Genomic DNA, 24,982 nt, shown 5'->3' with positions numbered 1-24,982 from the left:
GAAGTGTTTCGCCGGATCGAGACAAGATGGCTCGCTGCGTTAACCCGCAATTAACCATGTGGCAACGCTTGCGATGGTGTCCGGCGGGATTGGTCTGACCGACGAAAAGTGGTGGCTTAGTTGTTCCTCGCCCCGATCGTCGCGGCCTGACTGCCGATGGCGCCGGCCTGATCCATCGTCGACTTGAAGAAGGTTTCCCCGTCACCCAGCGTCAAACGCCGCTCGCAATTCGCCGCGCAGCTATAGGTCTCCCGGCTCATACCGCGATAGACCGTCACGACCTTGTCGGTCGGGCCTTCCACCTGAATAACGCGGTCCATCAGCACGGAGCCCTGGCGATCAATGGCAATCACATTGGTGGCGCCATAGCTCTTGCCGGTGACGACGACCATGCCGCCAGCCTGCAGCGTCACATCGGCGATCAAGGGGTTGCCGACCACGATGGTCGCGATCTTCTCGGGAAATTTGACGAGCCTGGCCTGATCGACGCTGACTGCGATCAGATCATTCGCAGGGGCCGCAAGACCGCCCGCCGGCAACAGCATGGTCCCTGCCACCAGAGCACGGGCCACAAACACCGCGCGCATCCGCGCGCGCTTCGACTGAAACGACATCCTGTACTCCGGGACGATACAAGCCGACAAAAGCAGATACGCAGCGGTGCCGGCGCCCGACATGGCAAATGTGCCGTTAATTGATGAAGGAACTGGAAACGGCGGTGGCAGGGTGCATGATGGACGCTGTCCCGGCTTAGGAAGCCTGGATTGACTGGCATTCCGGGGCAGGACGGACCGCGAAGCGGGCCGAACTGAACCCGGAATGACGAGTTTGTGGCGAGGAAACACCCTCAAACATTTTTTCCTATCTCCCGTTGACAATATCCCTTTAAGGTTTATATTCCCTTCCGTCCGACCCCGATGAGAGGGGCGAGCGCGATCGTCACGTTCGGGGGGTGGGATGCGGTGGACGCCGGAGATGCGGCGTTACGCGGTTCATGGGTGACGTCTGTCTTCGGGCAGGACGGATCTGCGCCAGCACTGCCACTGGCAAGGAGACGGCCGACCTTCGGATGGAAAGAATCCTGGACAGTGTGACGGACGACCAAGTCAAAACGCGTTCGGCCTATTCGCTTGAGGCTCCCTTCCCATCGCCTTGGGACTTTAATTCGGTGATCGGATCGTTCGCTGAGGCAAAGTGCAAGCAACCGAAAAAACACCGTATGCGGAACGCCAGGCAATCGCTCGGCGCCTCCGAAAGTCCTGATGCATTACCCCTTGCGGAAGACCGCATCGCATCAGGCCCAAGGGTGCAACGGGCACCCGGCGTTCCGCACGCCCTCTCACAAGGGGGCGGGAATGCAAGAGACGACGGCGCCCCCGCGCCGCAAACAATGGGGGTGATGACGCATGTCTGAAAAACAGTGGCTGTTTGAAATTTGGATCACCAACGGCGCTCTGGCGCCAGAAATATCCCTCCCCCAAGCGAAGCGCAGTGGGGAGGGTCGGTCGAGCGAGGCGATGCGAAGCATCGACGAAGTGGAGGCCGGGGTGGGGTCCCTCCCCACGTGAGAGCGGCGCCTGTTGCACCACCCCACCCGTCACGTCGCTCGCTGAACGCTCGCATGGATCGATCCACCCTCCCCGCGTCGCGCGGCTACGCCGCTTGGGGGAGGAGCAGGAAGAGCTGCTACTGCTTGAACGGATAGGCCAGTTGCCCGGTGAATTCGGTCGGCAAAGGCTCGCCGTCGACACCGTAATTGTCCGGCAGTTCCCCCTTCGGCATGCGGAAGGTCCCGAACATGATGTCCCAGATCGGAAATGTGCCGGCGAAGTTGGTGTTGCCGCCGCGCTCCAGCGACGTGTGGTGCCAGCGGTGAAACACCGGCGTCGCCAGCACATATTTGAACGGCCCGAGGGTCCAGTTCAGATTGGCGTGCACGAAAGCCGAGTGGAAGGTCGTGAACGGTCCGACCCACAACATGATGTTCGGCGAGATACCGGCCATCAATAGCAGCACGTCAACCGCGACGGTGCCGAGAAACAGATTGACCGGGTGAAACCGCGCCGCCGAGATCCAGTCGATCTCTTCCGAGGAGTGATGGATCGCGTGGTATTTCCAAAAGCCGCCGCCGTGATACATCCGGTGCAGCCAGTACAGCATGAAGTCGGACACCACGAGGAAGAATATCCCCTGTACCCAGAGCGGCATCTGCGCCAGCGGCCCGTGGCCGTTGTCGTAGAAGGCAATCAGTTCATCGGCATCGTGAATATTGAAGACGACGGCCGCGCCGACCACGAGCAGTCCGATTCGCACGACGCGGGTGATCAGCGGCACGAAGAACCAGTAGACCACGTCGGTCACGATCTCCGTCTTGCGCCACCAGTGCTTGCCGGGATTGCAGGCCCAGAAATGCGTCAGCACCGTAAAGACCACCGCAACAACGAGCGTGATCGGCACCACCTTCATGATGGTCTCGCCGAACATGTTCAGGACTTCCATGGGGAGTATAGTCATCGCGACCTCGTAGGCTCCGGAGGCCAAGAGTTACCGCGGTATGCTTAAGGAGCGATGAAGCGAAAAGGACACGCCTAGTGTCATCACACCCAAGTCATTCTAAAATCGCCTTAAGTAGGTATTTACCGTGCAAAAGAAGAGACAAATGCGACCGACTTTCATCAATCGAATTAACCGCACTGCAATTCCCCACTCCTAGTGTTCCCTCATGGTCACGGTGCTGAGAACGCCGGGGAGACCAGGCATCACGATCGACAGCCACGTGCACATATGGAGTTTTGTATTATGAAGAACCTCGTTTCGCGTTTCATGAAGGATGAGTCCGGCGCCACCGCTATCGAATACGGCCTGATTGCTGCCGGCATCTCGCTGGCCATCATCGCGGTCGTTAACGGCCTCGGCTCGAACCTGAACGGCAAGTTCACCTCGATCAACGGCTCGCTCAAGTAAGCGACTGTTACGAGTGCATCAAAGGCTCCGGTGTCCGGAGCCTTTTTTGTTTCGGAATGCTGCTGAGCCGTCCTCGTCAAAAGTGTAATGCGTATGAGACACCCGGACATTCCCCGCTTTGTCCTGCAGGAACTTCAGATCTCGCTCCGCGACCCTGCCGGCCTGGTCTGCGCCGCATTGATCCTCGCGCTGGTCGCTGTTGCGATCCAGATCGCCAGCGTTTGGTAAATTCTTTCTTGTTGTCCGATTGTTCATTTCTGCTGGCTAGGTTTTCCGTCGTCGCCGTAACGGGCCCTTGAAGCCATGATCCTCGACTTGACGCGCCTCCTGCTGTTCCCGGGCCTGATGGCCTATGCGGCGATCAGCGACCTTTTCACGATGACCATTTCGAACCGCATCTCGCTGCTGCTGGTGGCGGGCTTCGCTGTACTGGCGATCTTCGGCGGGATGGGTCTTCACGATGCGCTGTCGCATCTCGGCGCGGGGGCGACCGTGCTGGTGGTCGCTTTCGCCTGTTTCGCGTTCGGCTGGATCGGTGGCGGCGATGCCAAGCTCGCCGCAGCCGCGGGATTGTGGTTCGGCTTCGACCATCTCCTGAACTACCTCGTTTACGCCTCGCTGTTCGGCGGCGCGCTCACGTTGCTGCTGCTCCAGTTCCGGCAGTGGCCGCTGCCCTATGCGCTCGGCGGCCAGGCCTGGCTGATGCGTCTGCATCACAAGGAAACCGGCATCCCCTACGGTATCGCCCTCGCCCTCGGCGCACTGCTCGTTTACCCCGACACCGACTGGGTAAAGACGATCGACCTGGCGCGTCTCGCGCTTCGCTAAGATCGGAACTTTTTATTAACGCGATTTAGATACCGCTCATTAACCATGCTTTGACGAATAACTGGTCAACTCCCGTTACAGCGGCGGCAGCGTCGCGGCGTAATGTGGAAAGTTGAAGCGTATGAATACCGCACGCATTGTGGTCCTCGCCATTGCACTCGGCGCTGGCAGTGTGGCGCTATATCTTGCGAGCACATCGGACGCACCGCCGCCCCCTCAGGTCGCCGAAGCCCCGACAACTGACGTTCTCGTTGCCAAGGCCGATATCGCGCTCGGTCAGGCGCTCGGTCCCGATGATGTCCAGTGGCAGTCCTGGCCCGCATCAGCGGCGAGCACCAATGTCATCAGCCGTAACAGCCGCCCGGACGCAGCGACGCAAATCGCCGGCTCCATCGCGCGTTCGGCCTTCATTGCCGGCGAACCGATCCGCGAACCGAAACTGGTGCGCGCCAATGGCGCTGGCTTCATGGCCGCCGTTCTGCCGACCGGCATGCGCGCCGTCTCCACCGAAATTTCGCCGGAAACCGGCGCCGGCGGCTTCATCCTGCCAAACGACCGCGTCGACGTGATCCTGTCGAAGCGCGAACGCGGTACGGATCGCAGCGGCATTGAGGTCATCAACTCCGAGATCATCCTGAACAATATCCGCATTCTCGCCATCGATCAGGCGCCCAAGGAAAAGGACGGTCAGAACTCAGTCGTCGGCAAGACCGCAACGCTCGAATTGAAGCCCGAACAGGCCGAGTTGCTCGCCCGCGCGCGGCAGAGCGGCACGATCTCACTGGCGTTGCGGGCCCTGGTCGACGCTAACGCGTCTGCGCCGGTCGAAGATCCCAATGGCGGCAAGCGCGACAGCATTAGCATCGTGCGTTACGGCATCCCGTCGACCGCGACCATGACGAAGTGATCAAGAGGACGCAGGCGATGAAGCGCATCACAACAGGCGGATCGATGCGGGCTCTTGCAGCCCGCGCGCTGTCGCTCACCGCCATCACGGCGCTCACGATCAATCTCGTATTGACGCCCGTTTTCGCGGCCGACTCCGCGTCCATGCAAGCCGGCAGCGCCGGCGCCTTGAACGCGAAATTCCTGCCGCTCGGCATCGGCAAGTCGATCGTCATCGACCTGCCGCGCGACATCAAGGATGTGCTGGTCGCCGATCCCAAGATCGCCAACGCCGTCGTGCGTTCGGCACAGCGCGCCTACATCATTGGCGCGACCGTAGGCCAGACCAACATCGTATTCTTCGACGTCAACGGCCAGCAGATCGCCGCCTATGATATCGCCGTCACGCGCGACCTGAACGGTATTCGGGCCGCGCTCAAGCAGACCATGCCCAATACGGATATTCGCATCGAAGGTCTCGGCGATGGCGTGATGCTGTCGGGTACGGCATCGAGTCAGGTCGAAGCGCAGCAGGCCGCGGACCTCGCGGCGCGCCTCGTCGGTGGCATGGACAAGGTCGTGAACAGCATCTCGGTACGCGGGCGTGATCAGGTCATGCTCAAGGTCACAGTCGCGGAAGTCCAGCGCAACATCGTCAAGCAGCTCGGCGTCGATCTGTCGGCATCGATGAGCTACGGCACGTCCGTCGTCAACTTCAACAATAGCAACCCGTTCACGGCGCGCGGCAGCAGCCTGGTCGGCGATAATGCCCTCAAGGCATCCTTCGGATCGACGCCATCCGTCACGGCGACGCTGAAGGCGATGGAAAACGCCGGCGTCATCCGGACGCTTGCCGAGCCCACGCTGACCGCGATCTCCGGCGAGACCGCCAATTTCCTTGCGGGTGGTGAATTCCCGGTCCCCGGCGGCAATACCTGCGATCCCACGACGCGGATCTGTACGACGCAGATCACCTTCAAGAAATTCGGCATTTCGCTGGGCTTCACGCCGGTGGTTCTGAGCGAAGGTCGTATCAGCCTGCGTGTCGGTACCGAAGTCTCCGAGCTATCGCAGGAAAATTCCGTCACGATCAGCGGAACGTCGATCCCGGCGATCAAGGTCAACCGCGCGGACACCACGCTCGAGATTCCGTCCGGCGGTTCGATGGTAATGGCCGGCCTTATCAAGCAGCAGACCAAAGCGGCCATCAGCGGCCTGCCGGGCATGTCGCAATTGCCTGTGCTGGGCACGCTGTTCCGCAGCCGGGATTACGTCAACAACAACACCGAGCTGATGGTCCTGGTCACGCCCTATGTGGTCCGCGCCGTCGCGCAGAAGGATCTCTCGCGTCCGGATGACGGCTTCGTGGATGCATCCGATCCGCAGGCCGATCTGCTCGGCAACGTCAACCGCATCTATGGCGCACCGCACCGCACCGAGCCGACCCAACCGACGCGCAGCTATCGTGGCGTTTTCGGCTTCATCACGGATTGAGACGGGGCAAGTATCCGATGACCATGATCAATCACACAGCGATACACTCTTCGCGCACACGGACCGCCACTGGCGCGCTGCTGTTCCTGGCGCTTGCGCTCGGCGGCTGCAAGACCGTTGCGCAGGACACCACGTCGAGCATACCGGACGATTACCGGCTGCGGCATCCCATCGTTGTCGAAGAACGGGCCAAGACCACCGAGGTCTTCGTCGGCAGCCAGCGCGGCGGCCTGTCGGCCACACAGCGCGCGGATGTCGTATCGCTCGGTCAGGACTGGTTGCGCGAAGGCACCGGCGTCATCACTGCGGAGGTGCCGGTCAATACACCGAATGCACGCGCCGCCAGAGAGTCTTATCGTGAGGTTCATTCGCTCCTGATGGCGATTGGCGTGCCCCAGAACGGCGTCCTGATGCGTAGCTATCAGCCGAGCGATCCGCGTATGTTGCCGACCATCCGCGTCAGCTACCCGCTGATCGCGGCTTCGGCCGGTCCGTGCGGCACCTGGCCCGACGACCTTGCGTCGTCGATCAAGAACAAGGGCTATCTCGCGAACAAGCCATATTACAATCTCGGCTGCGCCCAGCAACGCAATCTCGCCGCCATGGTCGCCAATCCTTCGGACCTGGTTCAGCCGCGCGCCGAAACCCCTGTCTATTCCGGCCGACGTACCGTCGTGCTGGACAAGTATCGCAAGGGTGAGAGCACCGCGACGACCTATCCCGAAGACAAGACCAGAATCAGCAATGTGGGCCAATGATTAGCTACGCGCAGAAAACCGCAGACGAGCAGCCCTCCGCCGCAACACCCGCGGCAGAGGAGCATATTGCGCCGGCACCGCGGGTGTCGGTGCAGGCGTTCTGCGAGACAGTGGAAACCGCTGCCGCTGTGCAGGCCGCCGCCGAGGACAGGCGTCTGGGCAAAGCTCACATCAAGATCCAGATGGGCGGCATGCCTGCGGCCATCGAGGCCTATCGGTCGGCACCGACGCCTAACGTCATCGTTCTCGAGACCGAACCGCGCGGTGACATTCTCGCCGGCCTTGATCAACTGGCGACGGTTTGCGATTCCGGCACCCGCGTGGTGGTGATCGGCAAGGTCAACGATGTCACGCTCTACCGCGAGCTCGTTCGTCGCGGTGTCAGCGACTACGTGATCGCGCCTGTTGCGACTATCGACGTCGTTCGTTCGATCTGCGGACTGTTCTCGGCGCCGGAAGCCAAGGCGGTCGGCCGTATCATTGCCGTAGTCGGCGCCAAGGGCGGCGTCGGCGCGTCCACCATCGCTCACAACGTCGCCTGGGCGATCGCGCGCGATCTGGCACTGGACTCCGTTGTCGCCGACCTCGATCTTGCCTTTGGAACCGCCGGGCTGGACTACAACCAGGACCCGCCGCAAGGCATCGCCGACGCAGTGTTTTCGCCGGATCGTGTCGACACCGCCTTCATCGACCGTCTGCTGTCGAAGTGCACCGACCATCTCAGCCTGCTGGCTGCCCCCGCCACGCTGGACCGCGTCTACGATTTTGGCGCCGAGGCCTTCGACTCGATCTTTGACACGCTGCGGTCGACAATGCCCTGCATCGTGCTCGACGTGCCGCATCAATGGTCGGGCTGGACCAAGCGGGCCCTGATCGGCGCGGACGACATCCTGATCGTTGCAGCACCGGATCTCGCCAACCTGCGCAATACCAAGAACATGTACGATCTGATCAAGGCCTCACGCCCCAATGATCGCGCACCGCTGTACTGCCTCAATCAGGTCGGCGTTCCAAAGCGGCCCGAAATCAGCGCCAGCGAATTCGCCAAGGCCATCGAGACACCGCCGATCGTCACGATCCCGTTCGATCCGCAGATGTTCGGCTCGGCCGCCAACAACGGGCAGATGATTGCCGAAATTGCCGCCGGCCATCGCACCACCGAACTCTTTCTGCAAATTGCGCAGCGGCTGACGGGCCGCGGCGAGGCCAAGAAGCCACGAGGATCCTTCCTGGGTCCGTTCCTGGAGAAGTTGCGGTCGAAATAATCCGCCGCATGGAGTGTTGTCGTGTTTGGTAAGCGTAGCGGAACAGATACCGATGTCCGGGCCGTCAAGCCCGCCAGCGCGCCGGAGCCCTCTCCCGGCGCGATGGCTGCGTCTGCGCCACCAGCTGTGTCATCGCCGCCGCTGTCACCCGCTCGCGCCGCACCTGCCCCCGTCATCGCAGAGCGCCGCTCCGAAAATTACTATCAGGTCAAAGCGACGATTTTCGGCGCCCTGATCGAGGCGATCGACCTCGCGCAGCTTGCCAAGCTCGATGGCGAATCCGCGCGCGAGGAAATCCGCGACATCGTCAACGAGATCATCGCGATCAAGAACATCGTGATGTCCATTGCCGAGCAGGAAGAACTGCTCGACGACATCTGCAACGACGTGCTCGGTTACGGGCCGCTCGAGCCGCTTCTGGCGCGGGACGACATCGCCGACATCATGGTCAATGGCGCCGGCACGGTGTTCATCGAAGTCGCCGGCAAGATCCAGAAGACCGGCATCCGTTTCCGCGACAATCAGCAGCTGCTGAATATCTGCCAGCGCATCGTCAGTCAGGTCGGCCGCCGCGTCGATGAATCATCACCGATCTGCGACGCCCGTCTTGCCGACGGCTCGCGCGTCAACGCCATCGTACCGCCGCTCGCCATCGATGGTCCCGCGCTGACCATTCGTAAGTTCAAGAAGGACAAGCTGACACTCGAGCAGCTGGTCAAATTCGGCGCAATCTCGCCGGACGGCGCCCAGATCCTTCAGATCATCGGCCGCTGCCGCGCCAACGTGCTGATCTCCGGCGGTACCGGTTCGGGCAAGACCACGCTGCTGAACTGTCTCACCAACTATATCGACGACGACGAGCGCATCATCACCTGCGAAGACGCCGCTGAACTTCAGCTGCAGCAGCCCCACGTGGTGCGGCTCGAAACCCGGCCGCCGAATATCGAGGGCGAAGGCCAGGTCACGATGCGCGAACTGGTGCGCAACTGTCTGCGTATGCGTCCGGAGCGGATCATCGTCGGCGAAGTCCGCGGACCCGAGGCATTCGACCTGTTACAGGCGATGAATACCGGCCATGACGGCTCGATGGGCACCCTGCACGCCAACAATCCGCGTGAAGCGTTGTCGCGCTGCGAATCCATGATCACCATGGGCGGTTTCTCGCTGCCCTCGCGCACCATTCGCGAAATGATCTGCGCGTCGATCGACGTCATCGTGCAGGCGGCGCGTCTGCGCGACGGTTCGCGCCGCATCACGCACATCACCGAGGTGATGGGCATGGAAGGCGACACCATCATTACGCAGGACCTGTTCGTCTACGACATGGTCGGCGAAGACGCCAACGGCAACATCATCGGACGGCACCGCTCGACCGGCATTGGCCGCCCGCGGTTCTGGGATCGTGCCCGCTATTACGGCGAGGAGAAGCGGCTCGCGGCGGCGCTCGATGCTGCCGAAGTCATAGCGCCGAACTGAGGAGCGAATGATGAACATGCAGGCGCTCGCATTGGCATTCATGGCCAGCATCGCTGTCGGCGGTCTGGCCTGGGTTTTTCTCTATCCGCTGTTGTCCGGCGAGAAAAAGGCCGAAACCCGCCGTGCATCGGTCGCGCGGACGGAGCCCGTGGCGCGCCAGGTCGACAGAAACCAGCGCTCCCGGCGCGAGCAGGTCGAAGGATCGCTCAAGGAAGTCGAAGCACGCCTTCAGAAGGAAAAGAAGATCCCGCTCGGAATCCGGATCGCGCAGGCCGGCCTCGACTGGAGCGACCAGAAATTCATGGTGATCTCCGGCATTCTGGGAGGCGGAAGCTTCCTAATGACCATGATGTTTGGCGGCGGTCTGCTCGCGGCCGCCGGTCTCGGATTCGCCGCCGGCTTCGGCCTGCCGCGCTGGATCCTCAGCTTTCTCAAGAAGCGGCGCGAGGCGGCCTTCCTCAAAGCGCTTCCAGATGCCGTCGACGTCATCGTTCGCGGTATCAAGGCCGGTCTGCCGCTATTCGACTCGATCAAGGTTGTCGCCGCCGACGCGTCGGAACCCCTACGCAGCGAATTTCTTGCCATCATCGAAACTCAGACGATCGGTATGCCGCTCGGCGAGGCTTGTGCGCGGCTCTATGAGCGCATGCCGCTTCCGGAGGCCAACTTCTTCGGCATCGTCATCGCGATTCAGCAGAAGTCGGGTGGCAACCTCTCGGAAGCTCTTGGCAATCTCTCCAAGGTGCTGCGCGACCGCAAGAAGATGGCCGAGAAAATCCAGGCCATGTCGATGGAAGCCAAGGCGTCCGCCGGCATCATCGGCTCGCTGCCGCCGATCGTGATGTTGCTCGTCTATCTCAGCACGCCTGAATATATTTCGCTGCTGTGGACCCATCCGACAGGCCGCCTGATGCTGGCGGCCTGCGTGGTCTGGATGTCCTGCGGCATCTACGTCATGAAGCGCATGATCAACTTCGACTTCTGATGGTGCTGGCATGCTCGATCTCCTGATAGCAAAGCTTCACGACATCCGTTTCATGACGATGCTGCTGGCCGCGATCGCGGTTGCAGCAACGGCCTACAGCCTGCTGACGCCGCTATTCGCCGGCGACGGTCTCGCCAAGCGAATGAAAGCGGTCGCCAGCGAACGGGAGCGGCTGCGGCAGCGCGAGCGGGACCGCATGGCGAAAGGCGAGAGAGTGTCGCTGCGCCAGACGCCGAAGCAGTTGGTCTCCAAGGTCGTGACCGACTTCAACCTCAGCAAATGGCTGGCGCAGGAAGCCGCGCTCGACAAGCTGGTCATGGCCGGCTATCGCGGCCAAGCGCCCTATATCACCTTCCTGTTCTTCCGCGCCGTCACGCCGATCGTGTTCCTCGTCTTCGCGATCCTCTATGTGTTCGTCATCTCGCGCATGGAACAGTCGATGCCCATCAAGATCGGCATGTGCCTCGGTGCCGCCTATCTTGGCCTGCAGGCGCCGATGATCTTTCTCAAGAATGCAATCACCAAACGCCAGCTTTCGATCCGCCGCGCATTTCCGGATGCTCTCGATCTGCTGCTGATCTGTATCGAATCCGGCATGTCCATCGAAGTCGCGTTTCGCCGCGTGTCCATCGAGATCGGAACGCAGTCGGTGGCGCTGGCCGAGGAATTCACACTGACCACGGCCGAACTGTCCTATCTGCAGGATCGCAAGGTTGCATATGAGAACCTCGCAAAGCGTACCGGATTGGAGGGTGTCAAATCAGTCTGTCTGGCGCTGATGCAGTCGGAACGCTACGGCACTCCGCTCGGTCAGAGCCTTCGCGTGATGGCGCAGGAAAACCGCGACATGCGCATGAACGAAGCCGAGAAGAAGGCCGCCGCGCTGCCGCCGAAGCTGACGGTGCCGATGATCCTGTTCTTCCTGCCGGTTCTGTTCGTCGTCATTCTCGGCCCAACCGGCATCAAGGTCGCAGCGATGCAGTGAGGCCGGTGAGCTTGGCCTTGCTCAACGTCATTGCGAAATTTGACCTGCGAGAAATTACGACCGACGCGGTGCGTCGTCCTGGGGGCCCAAACGCGGCGTGCCCTTACTGTTCAGCATCTGCTTGAGATAGGCGACATTTGCCGCCGCTTCGTCTGGCGGCAGGTCAGCCTTCACGATGGATTCCGCTTCACCGAACCGGCCCTGCAGGCCAACCACGAGACCGAGATTCTGACGAACGCGCGGATCGACATTGCCGCGGCCCTGCGCGCGGCGCAGCGTCGCCTCGGCCTGCAGCAGATCCTTCGAGAGCATGTAGGACAGACCGAGATTGGAGAGCACGGACGGCTCCTCCGGCCTGATCTTCAGAGCGCTGTCGTAGTAACGGCGGGCTTCGTCATGCCTCCCCATCTGGTCAAGGACGGCGCCCTGTGCCGACAGGATACGCCAGTCCGGATTGGCCGGGCTATGTGCGGTGGTCAGCACATCGAAGGCGCGCTGGAAGCTGCCAGCGTCGGCCAGCGCGCGGCCGTAGCCTGCCAGCAACGGCCTGTTACCGGGATTCGTCAGGGTCGCTTGTTCGAACACCGAAACGGCCTGGGCCCGCTGGCCGTTGGCCCGGAGCGCCTGGCCGTAACGCAGGGCAGCGTCAGCATCCTTAGGATTGGCGCGATAGCGTTCGCCATAGACTTCGGCAGCACGCGCGGGATCGGCATCGCTTGGTGCTTCCGCCCGAGCGCCAAGGGAACCGGTGATATCGGACATGCCCGCCGTCTTGCAGCCGGCAAGGCCTGCGGCCAGGATCGCAGTCACTGCCACGGTCGTCAAAAGCCGGGCAAGACAAGGGGGCTGACGCATGGCACTTTGACTCAACAATGGAGCGGACGGGCGAGCCGGATGCCTTCAGCAATAGAGTGTTAACCCTAATGGCTGGTTAATCGGCGCGGGCCACGCCATATCCTCCAATACCGTCGCTTGACGCCCTTTGCGCTTGGGTGTCATTACCGCTCCCTTTCGCGAGATTCTGCATATGCATTCCGCCTTCGAGACCGCTGCCGCCGCATCCGCCATACCGATCACCTTCGCAACCAAGACGACCTGGCCAGAGATCAGTGCGGCGCTCCCCGCGCCGGCGAAAGCTTTCGCCGCGGCCAACGGTTTTGCGGCGAAACCCGGCGCCTGGCTGGCGCTGCCGACGGCGGATGGCGCCATTGCCCAGGTCATCTTTGGGCTGGAAGACGACGGCGCGACCTTCCGCGACCTGTTCCGCCCGGGGCAATTGCCCGGCCTGCTGCCGCCGGGCACCTACCGTTTCGCCAACGCACCACACGACACCCGACTCGCCGTGCTCGCTTTCGCCCTCGGCAGCTATCGTTTCGGCCGTTATCGCAAGAATGATGAGCCCAAGGTGAAGCTGGTGCCGCCGGATGGCATCGATGTCGTCGATATCAGCCGTATGGCCGAGGCCGCAGCACTGGCGCGCGATCTCATCAATACGCCGTCGAACGATATGGGACCGGAAGAACTCGCCGCGGCCGCAAAGAATCTCGCCACGCGTTTTGGCGCAGAGTTCAACTGCATCGTGGGCGACGACCTCGTGCAACAGAATTTCCCGTTGATCCACGCCGTGGGCATAGCCTCGACGCGCGCGCCACGACTGATCGATTTCTCCTGGGGTGATCCGTCGCACCCGAAGGTGACGCTGGTCGGCAAGGGTGTCTGCTTCGACACCGGCGGCCTCGATCTCAAACCATCGAGCGGCATGCTGATCATGAAGAAGGATATGGGCGGTGCGGCCAATGTTCTCGCGCTGGCGCTGATGGTGATGGATGCCAAGCTGAAAGTGCGGTTGCGCGTGCTGATCCCTGCTGTCGAGAACGCCGTGGCCGGCAATGCCTTTCGTCCGCTCGATATTTTCAAATCGCGCAAGGGTCCGACGGTCGAAATCGGCAATACTGACGCCGAGGGGCGCCTGGTGCTCGCCGATGCGCTGGCCTATGCCGATGAGGAGAAGCCGGACCTGCTGGTCGATCTGGGTACACTGACCGGCGCTGCACGCGTGGCGCTCGGACCCGATCTGCCGCCCTACTACACCAATGACGAGACGCTGGCGCTGGACGTCGCGCGCTGCGCCAAGGAGCAGAACGATCCGCTGTGGCGGCTGCCGCTCTGGGCTCCCTACGATGCCTGGCTCGACTCCAAGGTGGCCAATATCAACAACGCGCCCTCCGGCGGCTTTGCCGGCTCGATCACCTGCGCGCTGTTTCTGCAGCGTTTCGTCGAAGCCGCGAAGAGCTGGCTTCACGTGGATATCTATGGCTGGACACCATCGGCGAAACCGGCGCGCCCCGAAGGCGGCGAATGTCAGGCGGCACGTGCGATCTATCAACTATTGAGCCAGCGCTATGGATAAGCGAGATCCCCGGCTCACGCCCGCACGCCCGGACGTCGCCGCGCGATATCTTGAAGGCGAGATCGAAGCCGCACGCTTCGTCGACGGCGAAGAATTCGAAGTTGTCGATGGCGTCACCTCCATGCGGCTCCAGCCATTCGCCGGCGCCGAAATGAGTACGCAGGCCTTGAAGGGCGAGCTCTTCACCGTCTACGATCGCAACGAAGAAGGCTGGGCCTGGGGTCAACTCAATGGCGACGGCTATGTCGGCTGGCTCTCGGATCTCGCGCTCTATCCACCCGGGCTGATACCGACACACAAGGTGACCGCGCTCCGGACGTTCCTTTTTCCTGGGCCCTCGATCAAACTGCCGCCGACAGATACGCTGCCGCTGGGCGCGCGCCTGGCCATCGTCAAGATGACCGATGCGTTTGCGATGACGAATGCCGGACATTGCGTGCCGCGGCGGCATGTCGCGGAGATCGATGCGTTCGAGACCGACTTCGTTGCCGTGGCCGAGTGCTTCGTTGGCACGCCTTATCTCTGGGGCGGCAAGAGCAGCCTCGGTATCGATTGCTCCGGGCTGGTGCAAATCGCATTGACCGCATCAGGCACCGGATGCCCCCGCGACAGCGACATGCAGGAGAGCAGCCTCGGCCGCACACTGTCAGACTCCGAGATGCAGCACCTGAAGCGCGGCGACCTGATCTTCTGGAAGAGCCACGTCGCTATCGCCCGCGATGCCAACACGATCGTCCATGCCAATGCGCATCACATGGCGACGGCCATCGAGGACACGAAAGGCGCCATTGCGCGGATCAGCGCGGCCGGCAGCAACGTCACGAGCATCAAACGGCTGGACTAGGCACCGCGCGCTCGTAGCAATCCTGCAGTCGGTCACGATGCAGCGCCAACCACTGCAGGGCACTGACCATCAAGCCATTGAAGATAGCACCACTCTCAAGCACAGCGATCGCCGCATCGATCGATACCACGAATGGCCGCGTATCTTCTGCTTCGCCGACGAGGCCACCGCGGGACGGAACCTTACTCGTGTCAACGAAGCCAAGAAAGAACGTAACATACTCGTCTGTAATCCCCGGCGTCGTCAGCACACTGTAGAGCTCAAGCAGGCGATTCGGAGTGATACCGATCTCCTCGCGACATTCACGCGACGCCGCCGACAACGCGCTCTCACCGCCATCGACACGCCCAGCCACAATCTCGATCATTTCGCCGCGGCCGGTGGCCAGATGCGCCGGGAGGCGGAATTGCCGGATCAACACGATCTCCTGCCGCGCAAGATCAATCGGCAGAACTGCCGCAACACGGCCCGCACGGATCACATCGCGGCGCTGCCGCAGAGTTTCATCATCATCACGAATGACCGCAACGTCGAAGCGCTCATAGGGCATGTAGCCCTGCCCAATCGAGGTCGGCGCGGATACGGCGACATCGGCAGCGCGGTCCGCGATTGCAGCTTCTTTGTCCAAATGCTCAGCCATGATCTTACTGCGCCGCAGCCCCGCCCGGTGCCGTTTCGATCCTGAACGCTGCAGCAAACAGCGCGCGGGTGTAATCGCTCTTCGGATTCTTGAACAGATCTGCAGCCGGGCCCTCTTCGACCACCTTGCCGTGCCGCATCACGATGAGGTGGCTCGCTAGTGACGCGACTACGCGCAGATCGTGTGAGATAAACAAATAAGTGAGATCGCGCTTGCGTTGCAGCTCGCGCAAAAGGTCCACCATCTGCGCCTGGAACAGCATGTCGAGCGCGCTGGTCGGCTCGTCCAGTACAACGAAGCTTGGCTCCAGCACGGCAGCGCGCGCAATGCTGATGCGCTGGCGCTGGCCGCCGGAGAATTCATGCGGATAGCGGAACCGGGTCTTGGGATCGAGGCCGACATCCTGCAGAGCCTTGACGACGCGCGCCTCGCGGTCCTCCGCTGACAGCGACGGCTGATGCACACTCAGACCCTCGGCGACGATATCGCCGACCGACATACGCGGCGACAGCGCCCCGAACGGATCCTGAAACACGATCTGCATGTCGCGCCGGATCGGTCGCATGTCCTTGAATTGCAAACCCTGGATATCCTTGCTCAGGAACACGATCGGCCCCTGCGAGGAAATCAGCCGCAGCAGCGCGAGACCGAGCGTGGTCTTGCCCGAGCCGGACTCGCCGACGACACCAAGCGTTTCACCTTGCCGCACTTTGAGACTGACACCGTCCACTGCCTTTACGTGGCCCACCGTCTTGCGGAGCAGTCCACGCTTGATCGGAAACCAGACCTTGAGATCGTCCGTCGACATCACCACCGGCGCTTCCGGCCGCGGCGGCGCGGGGTCGGGCTTCGGTTCCGCGGCGAGGAGTGCCTTAGTATAGGGATGCTGCGGCGCCGTGAAGACCTGCTCCACCGGTCCCTGCTCGACGATCTTGCCGTTGTTCATCACGCAGACGGTGTCTGCAATACGGCGCACGATGCCGAGATCATGCGTGATGAACAGCAGGCTCATCCCGAGTCGCTGCCGGATATCGGCCAGCAGCGCGAGGATCTGCGCCTGCACCGTGACATCCAGTGCCGTGGTCGGTTCATCCGCGATCAACAGATCCGGTTCATTGGCGAGCGCCATCGCGATCATCACGCGCTGGCGCTGGCCGCCGGACAGCTGATGCGGATAGCTGGCGAGACGCGTCTCCGGGTCGGGAATGCCGACCTGCGTGAGCAATTCCAGCGTTCGTTCACGCGCCTTGCTGCCGCGGATGCCGTTATGGAGCTGCAGAATCTCGCCGATCTGCGCACCGATCGTGTGCAGCGGATTCAGCGAGGTCATCGGCTCCTGAAAGATGATCGAGATATCGTTGCCGCGGATGCCGCGGATCTCGCGCTCCGACATGCTCAGGAGCTCATGGCCCTTGAAGCGGATATGGCCGGACGGATGCGACGCTGTTGGGTACGGCAGCAGCCGCAGGATCGACAAGGCGCTGACGGATTTGCCCGAGCCGGACTCGCCCACAAGCGCGACGCACTCGCCCCGTTTGATCTCGAACGACACCTTGTCGACCGCGACCGACGTATTGCCGCCATGGTGGAACGCGACCGAGAGATCGCGGACATCGAGCAGCGGCTGGTTGATGGCATCCATGCTGCGGCCCTACCTGAACGTCTTGCGCGGATCGAACGCATCGCGCACGCCCTCGCCGATGAAGATCAACAGCGACAGCATGATCGCCACCGCGAAGAAGCCGGTGAAGCCGAGCCATGGCGCCTGCACATTGGCCTTGCCTTGCGACAGCAGCTCGCCGAGCGATGGCGAGCCCGGCGGCAGGCCGAAGCCGAGGAAATCCAGCGCAGTCAGCGTCATCACCGAGGACGAGACGATGAACGGCAGGAAAGTCATCGTCGCGACCATCGCGTTCGGCAGCAGATGCCGGATCATGATCTTGGCGTTGGACACGCCGAGCGCCCGCGCCGCCATGATGTATTCGAAGTTACGGCCGCGCAGGAATTCCGCGCGCACGAGGCCGACCAGCGACACCCATGAGAACAGCAGCAGGATCCCAAGCAGCACGAAGAAGCCGGGCACCAGCACCGAGGACAGGATCAGCAGCAGATAAAGTGACGGGATCGCACTCCAGATCTCGATGAAGCGCTGAAAGGCGAGATCCACCCAGCCACCGAAATAGCCCTGCACACCGCCTGCGGCGATGCCTATGATTGACGAAACGATCGTGAGCGCGAGACCGAACAGCACCGAGATGCGGAAGCCGTAGATCAGCCGCGCCACGACATCGCGGCCCTGATCGTCGGTGCCGAGCCAGTTATATTCGAGATCGCGGCAGCTCTTGAGGCCCTTTTTCTCGACCACCGGCTTGCACTGCTCTTCGGTCAGCATCCATGTCGGCTTCGATGGCGCCGGCGTCGGCAGATCGAGATTGTGCGTGTCGTAGGAATAGCGGATCAGCGGCCAGAGGATCGTGCCGTTCTTCTCGGCAATCAGCTTCTGCAGGAAGGGATCGCGATAGTCCGCAGCCGTCTCGAAATCACCGCCGAACGTCGTCTCCGAATAGGTGACGAAAGCCGGGAAATACATCTTGCCGTCGAACTTGATGAAGAACGGCCGGTCATTTGCGATCACCTCGGCGAACAGCGAGACGAAGAACAGGAACAGGAAAATCCAGAACGACCAGTAGCCACGGCGATTGGACTTGAAGTTCTGCCAGCGGCGCTGGTTGAGCGGCGAGATGCCGAGCGGGTGACGCGACGGGGGCACGGCCTCGCCGAGCGGCGATTGAGTCGTACTTTCCACGGGAAGGGGCGCGGTGATGGTCATCAGACTTCTCGCGCCTCAAAGTCGATCCGCGGATCGATCCACATATAGGCCAGATCGGACAGGAGATTCACGACGAGACCGACCAGCGAGAAGATGAACAGCGTGCCGAACACTACGGGGTAATCGCGATTCAATACGCTCTCGAAACCGAGGAGACCGAGACCGTCGAGCGAAAAGATGGTCTCGATCAGGAGCGAACCTGAGAAGAAAGCGTGAATGAACGCGCCGGGGAAGCCGGCGATGACGATCAGCATGGCGTTGCGGAAGATGTGATTGTAGAGCACCTGCCGCTCGTTACAGCCCTTGGCGCGCGCCGTCATCACATATTGCTTGCGGATTTCATCGAGGAACGAGTTCTTGGTCAGCAGCGTCATGGTGGCGAAGGCGCCAAGCACCATGGAGATCAGCGGCAAGGTCATGTGCCAGGCATAATCGATGATCTTCCAGTACCACGGGAACTGGCTCCAGCCATCCGAGGTCAGGCCGCGCAACGGAAATATGCTCCAGAACGATCCGCCCGAGAACAGAATGATCAGCAGAATCGCAAACAGGAAGCCGGGAATGGCGAAACCGACAATGATGACCGCCGAGGTCCAGGTGTCGAAGCGCGAGCCGTCCTGCACTGCCTTGCGGATGCCGAGCGGGATCGAGATCAGGTAGGTGATCAGCATCATCCAGATGCCAAGCGACATCGAGACCGGCAGCTTCTCCTTGATCAGCTGCAGCACCGTCGTATCGCGGAAATAGCTCTTGCCGAAATCGAAGCGGGCGAAGTTCCACAGCATCAGTGCGAAACGTTCCGGCGCCGGCTTGTCGAAGCCGAACTGCTTTTCAAGGCTCTTGACGAAATCCGGATCGAGCCCCTGCGCGCCGCGATATTTCGAATTCACCGCATCACCTGCAGCGCCCGGCTGCGCCCGGTTGCCGAAGTCGCCGCCGGACGAACCGGAGACGCGCGACGCGCCGGTATCGGCGCCGCTGAGTTGCGCGATCACGCGCTCGACGGGACCTCCGGGCGCGAATTGCACCACGACAAAGGAGACGAACAGGATTCCCAGCAGTGTGGGAAACATCAGCAGCACGCGCCGTGCGATATATGCGCCCATGCTATTTGGCCTGCTCGCTTGACGGTTTTGCGGACGCCCACCACAGATCGGGGGCACCGACGCCGATATATTTCGGCAGATTGGCGGGATGGCCGAACACATCCCAATAGGCCACGCGATGCGAGGCCGCATACCATTGCGGCACCCAATAGCGGCCGGCACGGATGACACGATCCAGCGCGCGCGCCGCGAACACCAGCTTGGGCCGCGTATCGGCGGCGATGACTTCGTTCATCAGGGCATCCACCACAGGATCGGAAATGCCGGCGAGATTGTTCGAGCCCTTGGTGGCCGCCGACTGCATCGAGAAGAACGAGCGCAGCGAATCGCCAGGAATGGTGGAAAAGCTGAAGCGCTCAATGGCCGCATCGAAATCGAAGTCGTCGCGGCGTGCGCGGAATTGCACGGGATCGACAAGGCGCACACTGGCCTCGATGCCGAGCGTACCGAGATTCTTGATATAGGGCATGTGGTGCGCCTGGAAAGCAGGCTCATCGAGCAGAAACTCGATCTTGAACGGCTCACCCTGCGCGGTCATGCGCTTGCCATCTTTCATTACGCAGCCGGCGTCGTTCAGGAGCTGGATGGCCTTGCGCAGCAGCGCACGGTCCTGACCTGATCCATCCGATGTCGGGGGCAGATAGGGCGCTCCGAAAACCTCGGCCGGCACCTTGTCGCGAAACGGCTCCAGCAATGCGATCTCTTCCGGCGACGGCGCGCCGGTCGCCATCAGGTCGGAGTTCTGGAACGGCGACACCGTGCGCACATAGGCGCCATACATGATGGTCTTGTTGGTCCATTCGAAATCGAATGCGTTACCGAGCGCCTCGCGCACACGCGGATCCTTGAACTTGGCGCGGCGTGTGTTGAGGAACCAGCCCTGCGCACCGGACGGTGTATCGTCAGGCAGCATCTCCTGTTTGACCCGGCCATCCTTCACCGCCGGGAAATCGTAACGCGTGTTCCAGATGCGCGAGGTGAACTCCTCGCGATACAGATAATTGCGGCCGGTGAAGCCTTCGAAGGCCACGTCGCGGTCGCGATAGAAATCGAACCGTACCGTATCGAAATTGTAGCTGCCGCGGTTGACCGGAAGGTCTGCGGCCCACCAGTCCTTCACGCGATCGAATTCGATGTAACGCCCGACCTCGAAGCGCCCGACCTTGTAGGGACCGCTACCGAGCGGCGTCTCCAGCGACGTCTCATCGAATGCGCGCTTATCGTAATAGGCCTGCGAGAAGATCGGCATGCCGGCGACAAACAGCGGCACGTCGCGACCGCGTTTCTCGGCGAAGGTCACCACCAGCGTCACGTCATCGACAGCCTCGGCCTTCACCATATCACGCATCTGCTGCGTGATGATGGGATGGCCCTTGGTCTTGAGCGCCGTCAGCGAAAACGCCGCATCGCGCGCAGTGAGCTTGCTGCCGTCATGGAAGCGCGCCTCCGGCCTCAGCGTAAAACGATAGGTCAGACCATCGGCGGAGATCTGCACGGACTTCGCGACCAGCCCGTACATCGCGTCTGGCTCGTCGCCCGCGCGCACCATCAGCGGGGCGAAGGTCATGCCCATGCCCTGGGCGCCATCGCCCTTCAGAACATAGGCGTTCAGCGAATTGAAGGTCTGGAACGACTGGTTGAATGCACGGCTCGACGGCACCGTCGAGAAGGCGCCGCCCTTCGGCGCCTTGACGTTGACGTAGTCGAAATTCGGAAAATCGGCCGGATATTTCAGATCGCCAAAGGCGGAGATACCGTGGGCTTCGCTCGGCGCCTGCGCCAAAGCGGGGCTGAAGCGTGACGCCGCAATAGCGCCGATCCCGAGACCCAGCACGTGCCGACGATTGAGCTGCGCCATGCGCGATGTGCTCCTCAAGAGCGCTTGCCGATCTTGGCCGCCTTGTCGGCATCGTACCACCAGATGGCGGGGAATCCCGACTGGCCGTATTTCGGCGGCTCGGGCGGACGACCGAAGCGATCCCAGCGCGCCGTGCGGACCTTGTTGTAGGTCCATTGCGGCACCACGAAGTTATTCCACAACAGCACACGATCCAGCGCCTTGGTCGCAGCGACGAGATCGTTGCGGTCCTTGGTGAAGATCACGCGATCGATCAGCTTGTCGATCGCCGGATTCTTGATGCCGACGATGTTGCGCGAGCCGGCCATATCGGCAGCCTGCGAGCCCCAGAATTCACGCTGCTCGTTACCAGGCGACAGCGACTCCGGCCAGGACGACACGACGACATCAAAATCCCAGGTCCGCAGCCGGTTCTCATATTGCGTGGCATCGATGGTGCGGACCGACACGCCGATGCCGAGACGTTCCAGCGACGGCTTGAAGAATAGCATCACGCGCTCGAAAGAGGGATCCTCGCCGAGCAATTCCAACTCAAACGGCGCACCGGTCTTGGCATTGACCAGTTTGCGATCACGGACTTCGTAGCCCGCTTCCTTGAACAGTTGCAGCGCTTCGCGAAGATTGCCGCGTACATTTTCAGCACTGCCACCGACCGGATTCGTATAGGGCTTGGTGAAAACCTCCGGCGGCACTTCGGCGCGCACCGTCTCCAGAATCTCCAGCTCCTTGCCTTCCGGCAGGCCCGAGGACGCAAGCTCGGTGCCGTCGAAATAGCTGGAGATGCGCTTGTACTGGCCGAAGAAGATCTGCTTGTTCATCTCCTCGAAGTCGAACGCGTAATTCAGCGCGCGGCGAACGCGCGGATCCTTGAACTTGTCGCGGCGGATGTTGAGCGCGAAGCCCTGCATGATGCCCGACGAGCGGTTGAGGAATTCTTCGAGGATAACGCGCTTTTCGGCAACTGCAGGAAAGTCATAGGCCGTCGCCCAGTTCTTGGCGCTGTTCTCGGTGCGCCAATCGACCTGATCCCCCTTGAAGGCTTCGAGCGCGACGGTGCCGTCACGGAAATACTCGTAGCGCAGCTCGTCGAAATTATTGCGACCGACATTCACGTTGAGGTCGCGCCCCCAATAGTCCTTCACACGCTCCACCGACACCGAACGGCCCGGCACGAAATCCTTGATGCGATAGGCGGCACTGCCGAGCGGCACTTCCAGCGTCGTGCTACCGATGTCGCGCTTGGCGCCGGAAGCGTTTGTGCCCTCCCACCAGTGCTTGGGCAGCACGGTGAGCTGGCCGACGATCTGCGGCAATTCGCGGTTGCCGGGCGCATCGAAGGTAAACTTGATTTCGCGCTCGCCGACCTTCTCGGCCTTCACTACATGGCGGTAATAGGCGGAATATTGCGGGTGATATTTCTTGAAGGACTCCAGCGAGAAGATCACATCCTCCGGGGTCACCGGCTTGCCATCATGCCACTTGGCATTCGGCCGCAGCCGGTAGGACACCCAGGAGTAATCCTCGGGGTGGCTGACGGCTTCGGCGAGCAGACCATATTCGGTCGAGACCTCGTCCAGCGATCCTGTCGTAAGGGACTCGTAGATCAGCCCGACGGCGCCGGCAATGTTGCCCTTCACGCCGGCCACCGCGATGTTGAAGTTGTCGAAGGTGCCGATCGCGATCTGGCGGACGGCGCCGCCCTTAGGCGCTTCCGGATTGACATAGTCGAAGCGCTTGAACTCCGCGGGATACTTGATCTCCCCGAACAGGGACAGCGCGTGGCGCCACTCTGCACCTTTTGCCGGAGACTGGGCACTTGCTGCGTCGATGACGGAGAGGCTGCCGGCACCACCGATGACAGGGGCAAGTGCGGCGAAGGCGCTGGTCTGGAGAAGGCGGCGTCGGGAAATCGTCAATGTGCTGAATCCTGTGAACCGAAGCAGTCTATTAGAACGGTCATATAAGGCGAGGGTTCGACCGATTATGCCGGCTTTTCCGCAGGATACCACCCGTCACGCTGGTTGCATCCTAACGCGTTGCGGCCAAACGTCCCGCTTAAGCTTTGGTAATGCAGATACGAAAACGGCCAGGCTGAGCCTGGCCGTTTAATCGATGATAAATTACCAAGGAACAGCGTTACGACACCGTCCTCATTTCGCTGCAGTGGGCAGCGGCACCGGCTTATCGGCGAGAGTTGCCAGATAGGCGATCACGTCGGCGCGCTCGCTATCCTTTTGAATGCCGGCGAAGCCCATGGCCGTGCCCGGCACGGTGCCCTTCGGATTGGCGATGAACTTGTTCAGCTCCTCGAAGGTCCAGGTGCCGCCCTTGGCCTTCATGCCCGCCGAGAAGTTGAACCCGGCCTTGCCTTCGCCCACCTTCTCATTGACGACGCCGAACAGGTTCGGGCCAACGCGGTTCGGACCGCCCTTTTCGAATGTATGGCAGGCAGCGCACTTCTTGGCTGCGGTTGAGCCCTTCTCGACCGAAGCGGTCTGCAGCAGCTTCTCGATCGGTTCGGACGGCGCGGCAGCGGCCTTGGCACCGCCGGCAGCCTCTTCCTTCACGGCGATATCAAAGCCGGGCTTTTCCATATGCTTCGGTGAAAACACGGCCTGGGCGGTGAAATTCGTCACCATCAGAACCAGGCAGGTGCCGAGAATGGCGCCCATAATCTTGTTGAGTTCGAAGGAGTCCATAGTCGAAAAGCCCCACGCCGTTTTAGGTCATTGGAAGGCCGCTCCAACGGCCTCGACACACTCAGGAATCACGTTCCTGCGGCCCTTGGGCCTGCCGTTTTGAGATAACGGTTTGCCCATCCTCTGGCAACCCGTATAAACGCCGCGCCCTTTGATGTGCATCATACTTTTCGGGGGGAAGATCACTGGAATCCAAGCCGATTTTGACATGACAGACACACGCACCCTGGTGCTCATTCCCGCCCGGATGGCGGCCACCCGCCTGCCCGGCAAGCCGCTGCTCGATATTGGCGGGCTGCCGATGATCGTGCATGTGGCGCGACGCGCCAAAGAGGCCGGTCTGGGCCGTGTCGCCATCGCCACCGATACGGCCGACATCGCGGACGCCGTTAAAGCCCACGGTTTCGAGGCGGTCATGACCTCCCCGGACCACCCGTCAGGGTCCGACCGGATTTTTGAGGCCCTGTGCAAGCTCGATCCGGCCGGGCACGTCCAGACCATCGTCAACGTCCAGGGCGACCTGCCCACTATTCCGCCGGGCGACATTAGCGCCGCGGTCCGCCTGCTCGACGACCCCGCGGTCGACATCGCGACCCTGGCGACCGAGATCCACAAGGATGACGAACATACCAATCCGAGCGTGGTGAAGCTGATCGGCTCGCCAGCCGGGCCCGACCGGCTGCGTGCGCTGTATTTCACCCGCGCCACGGCGCCCTATGGCGACGGGCCCCGCTACCATCATATCGGGCTTTATGCCTATCGGCGCGCCGCGCTCAAGGCCTTCGTCAAACTCGCGCCGTCGACGCTGGAGCTGCGCGAAAAGCTCGAACAGCTCCGCGCACTGGAAGCCGGCATGCGGATCGACGCCGCCATCGTCGATAGCGTCCCGCTCGGCGTCGATACGCCCGCCGATCTCGAAACTGCCCGCCGCCTGCTGGCAAAAACCTGAGCGACT

General features: G+C 61.8%; 23 protein-coding genes. 13 read left to right on the top strand and 10 right to left on the bottom strand.

Annotated features, from left to right (window positions below; translation table 11 throughout):
• Positions 1–116: 116 nt before the first annotated feature.
• Complete coding sequence (locus SFY93_RS11285) at positions 117–614, bottom strand: pilus assembly protein N-terminal domain-containing protein (RefSeq protein WP_320447144.1); 498 nt, start codon at positions 612–614, stop codon at positions 117–119.
• Positions 615–1,686: 1,072 nt separating this feature from the next.
• Positions 1,687–2,514 carry a sterol desaturase family protein gene (locus SFY93_RS11280; protein ID WP_089263571.1) on the bottom strand — a complete coding sequence of 276 codons (828 nt, stop codon included), beginning with the start codon at positions 2,512–2,514 and terminating at the stop codon, positions 1,687–1,689.
• Positions 2,515–2,799: 285 nt separating this feature from the next.
• On the opposite strand from SFY93_RS11280, the gene SFY93_RS11275 reads away from it, so the two are divergent.
• The 10 genes from SFY93_RS11275 (at position 2,800) to SFY93_RS11230 (ending at position 11,640) form a co-directional block, all read left to right on the top strand.
• Complete coding sequence (locus SFY93_RS11275; RefSeq protein ID WP_089261533.1) at positions 2,800–2,964, top strand: Flp family type IVb pilin; 165 nt, start codon at positions 2,800–2,802, stop codon at positions 2,962–2,964.
• Positions 2,965–3,051: 87 nt separating this feature from the next.
• Positions 3,052–3,192: a hypothetical protein gene (locus tag SFY93_RS11270; RefSeq protein WP_320447143.1), complete on the top strand. Its 141-nt coding sequence runs from the start codon at positions 3,052–3,054 to the stop codon at positions 3,190–3,192.
• Between the two features lie 75 nt (positions 3,193–3,267).
• Positions 3,268–3,792, top strand: coding sequence for an A24 family peptidase (locus tag SFY93_RS11265; protein ID WP_320447142.1), 525 nt, complete (start codon positions 3,268–3,270; stop codon positions 3,790–3,792).
• A gap of 121 nt (positions 3,793–3,913) precedes the next feature.
• A complete protein-coding gene (cpaB, locus tag SFY93_RS11260; RefSeq protein WP_320447141.1) occupies positions 3,914–4,699 on the top strand; it encodes a Flp pilus assembly protein CpaB in 786 nt (261 codons plus the stop codon).
• 17 nt (positions 4,700–4,716) lie between these two features.
• Positions 4,717–6,171 (top strand): type II and III secretion system protein family protein, encoded by a 1,455-nt coding sequence (locus tag SFY93_RS11255; protein WP_320447140.1) that lies wholly within the window; start codon positions 4,717–4,719, stop codon positions 6,169–6,171.
• A gap of 23 nt (positions 6,172–6,194) precedes the next feature.
• A complete protein-coding gene (locus SFY93_RS11250; RefSeq protein ID WP_414717141.1) occupies positions 6,195–6,929 on the top strand; it encodes a CpaD family pilus assembly protein in 735 nt (244 codons plus the stop codon).
• Entirely contained in the window at positions 6,926–8,194 is a 1,269-nt protein-coding gene (locus SFY93_RS11245) for a CpaE/TadZ family protein (protein WP_089261540.1), read from the top strand. The genes SFY93_RS11250 and SFY93_RS11245 overlap by 4 nt, the downstream gene beginning before the upstream one ends.
• Positions 8,195–8,215: 21 nt before the next feature.
• Entirely contained in the window at positions 8,216–9,670 is a 1,455-nt protein-coding gene (locus SFY93_RS11240) for a TadA family conjugal transfer-associated ATPase (RefSeq protein ID WP_093759229.1), read from the top strand.
• A gap of 10 nt (positions 9,671–9,680) precedes the next feature.
• On the top strand, positions 9,681–10,655 hold the full coding sequence (locus SFY93_RS11235; RefSeq protein ID WP_120288695.1) for a type II secretion system F family protein: 975 nt from the start codon (positions 9,681–9,683) through the stop codon (positions 10,653–10,655).
• 10 nt (positions 10,656–10,665) lie between these two features.
• On the top strand, positions 10,666–11,640 hold the full coding sequence (locus tag SFY93_RS11230) for a type II secretion system F family protein (protein WP_089261544.1): 975 nt from the start codon (positions 10,666–10,668) through the stop codon (positions 11,638–11,640).
• 54 nt (positions 11,641–11,694) lie between these two features.
• Here SFY93_RS11230 and SFY93_RS11225 read toward each other — a convergent pair whose 3' ends face one another.
• Positions 11,695–12,495 (bottom strand): tetratricopeptide repeat protein, encoded by an 801-nt coding sequence (locus SFY93_RS11225; protein ID WP_320447138.1) that lies wholly within the window; start codon positions 12,493–12,495, stop codon positions 11,695–11,697.
• A 172-nt stretch (positions 12,496–12,667) separates the two neighbouring features.
• Here SFY93_RS11225 and SFY93_RS11220 point away from each other — a divergent pair, with 172 nt between their 5' ends.
• On the top strand, positions 12,668–14,050 hold the full coding sequence (locus SFY93_RS11220) for a leucyl aminopeptidase family protein (RefSeq protein ID WP_320447137.1): 1,383 nt from the start codon (positions 12,668–12,670) through the stop codon (positions 14,048–14,050).
• Positions 14,043–14,894 (top strand): C40 family peptidase, encoded by an 852-nt coding sequence (locus SFY93_RS11215; RefSeq protein ID WP_320447136.1) that lies wholly within the window; start codon positions 14,043–14,045, stop codon positions 14,892–14,894. The genes SFY93_RS11220 and SFY93_RS11215 overlap by 8 nt, the downstream gene beginning before the upstream one ends.
• On the opposite strand, the gene SFY93_RS11210 is transcribed toward SFY93_RS11215, so the two are convergent.
• The 7 genes from SFY93_RS11210 to SFY93_RS11180 all read right to left on the bottom strand — a co-directional run bounded on the left by SFY93_RS11210 (position 14,878) and on the right by SFY93_RS11180 (position 24,027).
• Entirely contained in the window at positions 14,878–15,591 is a 714-nt protein-coding gene (locus tag SFY93_RS11210; protein ID WP_320447135.1) for an NUDIX domain-containing protein, read from the bottom strand. The two genes, SFY93_RS11215 and SFY93_RS11210, sit on opposite strands and share 17 nt — an antisense overlap.
• Complete coding sequence (locus SFY93_RS11205) at positions 15,539–17,176, bottom strand: ABC transporter ATP-binding protein (RefSeq protein WP_320447134.1); 1,638 nt, start codon at positions 17,174–17,176, stop codon at positions 15,539–15,541. The genes SFY93_RS11210 and SFY93_RS11205 overlap by 53 nt, the downstream gene beginning before the upstream one ends.
• A gap of 9 nt (positions 17,177–17,185) precedes the next feature.
• Positions 17,186–18,364 (bottom strand): ABC transporter permease, encoded by a 1,179-nt coding sequence (locus tag SFY93_RS11200; protein WP_320447133.1) that lies wholly within the window; start codon positions 18,362–18,364, stop codon positions 17,186–17,188.
• The gene (locus tag SFY93_RS11195) at positions 18,364–19,470 is read right to left on the bottom strand and encodes a microcin C ABC transporter permease YejB (protein WP_149534014.1); all 1,107 of its coding nucleotides are present in this window, start codon (positions 19,468–19,470) and stop codon (positions 18,364–18,366) included. The genes SFY93_RS11200 and SFY93_RS11195 overlap by 1 nt, the downstream gene beginning before the upstream one ends.
• A gap of 1 nt (position 19,471) precedes the next feature.
• Positions 19,472–21,328 carry an extracellular solute-binding protein gene (locus tag SFY93_RS11190; RefSeq protein ID WP_320447132.1) on the bottom strand — a complete coding sequence of 619 codons (1,857 nt, stop codon included), beginning with the start codon at positions 21,326–21,328 and terminating at the stop codon, positions 19,472–19,474.
• Between the two features lie 14 nt (positions 21,329–21,342).
• Complete coding sequence (locus SFY93_RS11185; protein WP_320447131.1) at positions 21,343–23,244, bottom strand: extracellular solute-binding protein; 1,902 nt, start codon at positions 23,242–23,244, stop codon at positions 21,343–21,345.
• Between the two features lie 234 nt (positions 23,245–23,478).
• A complete protein-coding gene (locus tag SFY93_RS11180) occupies positions 23,479–24,027 on the bottom strand; it encodes a c-type cytochrome (protein ID WP_068736206.1) in 549 nt (182 codons plus the stop codon).
• A 208-nt stretch (positions 24,028–24,235) separates the two neighbouring features.
• On the opposite strand from SFY93_RS11180, the gene SFY93_RS11175 reads away from it, so the two are divergent.
• The gene (locus tag SFY93_RS11175) at positions 24,236–24,976 is read left to right on the top strand and encodes a 3-deoxy-manno-octulosonate cytidylyltransferase (RefSeq protein ID WP_320447130.1); all 741 of its coding nucleotides are present in this window, start codon (positions 24,236–24,238) and stop codon (positions 24,974–24,976) included.
• The last annotated feature ends 6 nt before the right edge of the window (positions 24,977–24,982 follow it).

Source organism: Tardiphaga sp. 42S5 (genome assembly GCF_034044155.1).
GTDB lineage: Bacteria > Pseudomonadota > Alphaproteobacteria > Rhizobiales > Xanthobacteraceae > Tardiphaga > Tardiphaga robiniae.
Note: the sequence above shows the minus strand (reverse complement) of the source record. Positions and strands in the feature narration are given on the sequence as shown.

What these genes read in the sequence shown, in the direction of transcription:
- SFY93_RS11285 (WP_320447144.1), bottom strand. Translation starts at nt 614, where the DNA reads ATGTCGTTTCAGTCGAAGCGCGCGCGGATGCGCGCGGTGTTTGTGGCC.
- SFY93_RS11280 (WP_089263571.1), bottom strand. Translation starts at nt 2,514, where the DNA reads ATGACTATACTCCCCATGGAAGTCCTGAACATGTTCGGCGAGACCATC.
- SFY93_RS11275 (WP_089261533.1), top strand. Translation starts at nt 2,800, where the DNA reads ATGAAGAACCTCGTTTCGCGTTTCATGAAGGATGAGTCCGGCGCCACC.
- SFY93_RS11270 (WP_320447143.1), top strand. Translation starts at nt 3,052, where the DNA reads ATGCGTATGAGACACCCGGACATTCCCCGCTTTGTCCTGCAGGAACTT.
- SFY93_RS11265 (WP_320447142.1), top strand. Translation starts at nt 3,268, where the DNA reads ATGATCCTCGACTTGACGCGCCTCCTGCTGTTCCCGGGCCTGATGGCC.
- cpaB (WP_320447141.1), top strand. Translation starts at nt 3,914, where the DNA reads ATGAATACCGCACGCATTGTGGTCCTCGCCATTGCACTCGGCGCTGGC.
- SFY93_RS11255 (WP_320447140.1), top strand. Translation starts at nt 4,717, where the DNA reads ATGAAGCGCATCACAACAGGCGGATCGATGCGGGCTCTTGCAGCCCGC.
- SFY93_RS11250 (WP_414717141.1), top strand. Translation starts at nt 6,195, where the DNA reads ATGATCAATCACACAGCGATACACTCTTCGCGCACACGGACCGCCACT.
- SFY93_RS11245 (WP_089261540.1), top strand. Translation starts at nt 6,926, where the DNA reads ATGATTAGCTACGCGCAGAAAACCGCAGACGAGCAGCCCTCCGCCGCA.
- SFY93_RS11235 (WP_120288695.1), top strand. Translation starts at nt 9,681, where the DNA reads ATGAACATGCAGGCGCTCGCATTGGCATTCATGGCCAGCATCGCTGTC.
- SFY93_RS11230 (WP_089261544.1), top strand. Translation starts at nt 10,666, where the DNA reads ATGCTCGATCTCCTGATAGCAAAGCTTCACGACATCCGTTTCATGACG.
- SFY93_RS11225 (WP_320447138.1), bottom strand. Translation starts at nt 12,495, where the DNA reads ATGCGTCAGCCCCCTTGTCTTGCCCGGCTTTTGACGACCGTGGCAGTG.
- SFY93_RS11220 (WP_320447137.1), top strand. Translation starts at nt 12,668, where the DNA reads ATGCATTCCGCCTTCGAGACCGCTGCCGCCGCATCCGCCATACCGATC.
- SFY93_RS11215 (WP_320447136.1), top strand. Translation starts at nt 14,043, where the DNA reads ATGGATAAGCGAGATCCCCGGCTCACGCCCGCACGCCCGGACGTCGCC.
- SFY93_RS11205 (WP_320447134.1), bottom strand. Translation starts at nt 17,176, where the DNA reads ATGGATGCCATCAACCAGCCGCTGCTCGATGTCCGCGATCTCTCGGTC.
- SFY93_RS11200 (WP_320447133.1), bottom strand. Translation starts at nt 18,364, where the DNA reads ATGACCATCACCGCGCCCCTTCCCGTGGAAAGTACGACTCAATCGCCG.
- SFY93_RS11195 (WP_149534014.1), bottom strand. Translation starts at nt 19,470, where the DNA reads ATGGGCGCATATATCGCACGGCGCGTGCTGCTGATGTTTCCCACACTG.
- SFY93_RS11190 (WP_320447132.1), bottom strand. Translation starts at nt 21,328, where the DNA reads ATGGCGCAGCTCAATCGTCGGCACGTGCTGGGTCTCGGGATCGGCGCT.
- SFY93_RS11180 (WP_068736206.1), bottom strand. Translation starts at nt 24,027, where the DNA reads ATGGACTCCTTCGAACTCAACAAGATTATGGGCGCCATTCTCGGCACC.
- SFY93_RS11175 (WP_320447130.1), top strand. Translation starts at nt 24,236, where the DNA reads ATGACAGACACACGCACCCTGGTGCTCATTCCCGCCCGGATGGCGGCC.